Consider the following 407-nt stretch of genomic DNA (forward strand, 5'->3'; position numbering starts at 1 on the left):
CAACACGGATGCGCAGGCGCTGACGATGACGAAGGCCGAGCGCATCATCCAGCTCGGCGCCAACGTCACCGAAGGCCTCGGTGCCGGTTCGCAGCCGGAAGTCGGCCGTGCGGCCGCCGAAGAGTGCATCGACGAGATCATCGATCACCTGAACGGCACGCATATGTGCTTCGTCACCGCCGGCATGGGCGGCGGCACCGGCACCGGCGCTGCTCCTGTCGTCGCGCAGGCCGCCCGCAACAAGGGCATCCTGACGGTCGGCGTCGTCACCAAGCCGTTCCATTTCGAAGGCGGCCGCCGCATGCGTCTGGCCGAGATGGGCATCCAGGAACTGCAGAAGTCTGTCGACACGCTGATCGTCATTCCGAACCAGAACCTCTTCCGCATCGCCAACGACAAGACGACCT

The 407-nt window shown here is 65.4% G+C and carries 1 protein-coding gene; it reads left to right on the top strand.

Going from position 1 to position 407, the window contains the following annotated elements; translation table 11 throughout:
* The coding region (locus AC5ZG1_RS44545) for a cell division protein FtsZ (RefSeq protein ID WP_496136591.1) at positions 1 to 407 on the top strand (407 nt) is incomplete at both ends.

The organism is Bradyrhizobium sp. Leo78, assembly GCF_059512425.1.